The 1,344-nt window shown below is 71.2% G+C and carries 1 pseudogene; it reads left to right on the plus strand.

The annotated features are described in order from the left end of the window. Nucleotides 1-1,344: pseudogene (locus tag BMX32_RS18355) on the plus strand (hypothetical protein); the annotation flags it as partial.

The raw sequence follows: 1,344 nt of genomic DNA on the forward strand, positions 1-1,344 counted from the left end.
GCGGCGGGCACGGAAGCGACGGATGCGGTGAACAAGGGCCAGCTCGACGCGGTATCGGACAGCGTCAGCGATGCATCGCACTACTTCAAGGCCAATGGCCTGAAGGACGGCAGCGACGATGCGCAGGCGCTGGGTGACAACGCGACGGCCTCGGGCTCGGGTGCGTTCGCCGGTGCGCAGGGCGCGAGCGCGTACGGCAGCGGCGCGACGGCGACGGGACAGCAGGCGACGGCGACCGGTTACGGCGCGGTGGCGTCGGGTCAGAACAGTGCCGCCTACGGTGCGGGTGCGCAGGCGGCCGGCCCGGGCAGCGTCGCGGTCGGCGGTGTCGCGGTCGACGAAGACGGCAATCCGCTGGTGACCAACTCGGGCGTGCCGGTCGATACCGGCGCGACGACGGCGGCGATCGGTGGCACCGCGGTCGGCGCGAGTTCGCAGGCGAATGGTTTCGCATCGTCGGCGATCGGCGTGGGTGCGTATGCGAGCGGTGCGCAAGGTACCGCGGTCGGTGCGGTGGCCAACGCCATCGGCGACTATTCGACCGCGGTGGGCACGCAGAGCGCGGCGACCGGCCTGAGTAGCGTCGCAGTGGGTGAAAGCGCGCAGGCGACGGGCGAAGAAAGCGCCGCCGTCGGTGGCACGGCATACGGTTTCATTCCCACGCTGGCGAGTGGCGTGGGTTCGTCCGCGTTCGGCAACGGCGCCTGGGGTTCGGCGGATTACACGACGTCGATTGGCTGGTCGAGCACGGCGGATCATCTCAACGCGACCGCCGTGGGTGCGGTCGCCGGGGCGCTCGACGTGGGTGCCGTCGCGGTGGGTTACCGCAGCGCGGCGATCGGCGGCTTGTCGACGACGGTCGGCACGTCGTCGTTCGTCTGGGGCGAGAACGCCTCGGCATACGGCGCGAACGCGTTCGTCTGGGGCGACAACACGACGGGCATCGGTAGCGCGACGAACATCGACGGCGACGAGAGCACCACGCTCGGTGCGAACACGATGATCGAAGGCGCCGGATCCACGGCGGTCGGGGCCGGCAGTTCGGTGTTCGGCGACGAATCGACGGCCGTCGGCCACGGTGCGATCTCGTCCGGCACCGGCGCGTCGAGCTTCGGTTCGACGAGCCAGGCCAGCGGCGACTACGCCACGGCGGTCGGACAGGGTTCGTATGCGGGTGCGCCGGGTGCGAGCGCCGTGGGTTCCGGTGCGGTCGCGACAGGCGGGCAATCCATCGCGTCGGGCTACGGCACGGTGGCGTCGGGCCAGAACAGCGCGGCGTACGGTTCGGGTGCGGAAGCGTCCGCCAACAGCGCGACGGCGATCGGCGGTCAGGCGCTGGATGCG

Origin of the sequence: Luteibacter sp. UNCMF331Sha3.1 (assembly GCF_900109915.1) — a bacterium.
GTDB lineage: Bacteria > Pseudomonadota > Gammaproteobacteria > Xanthomonadales > Rhodanobacteraceae > Luteibacter.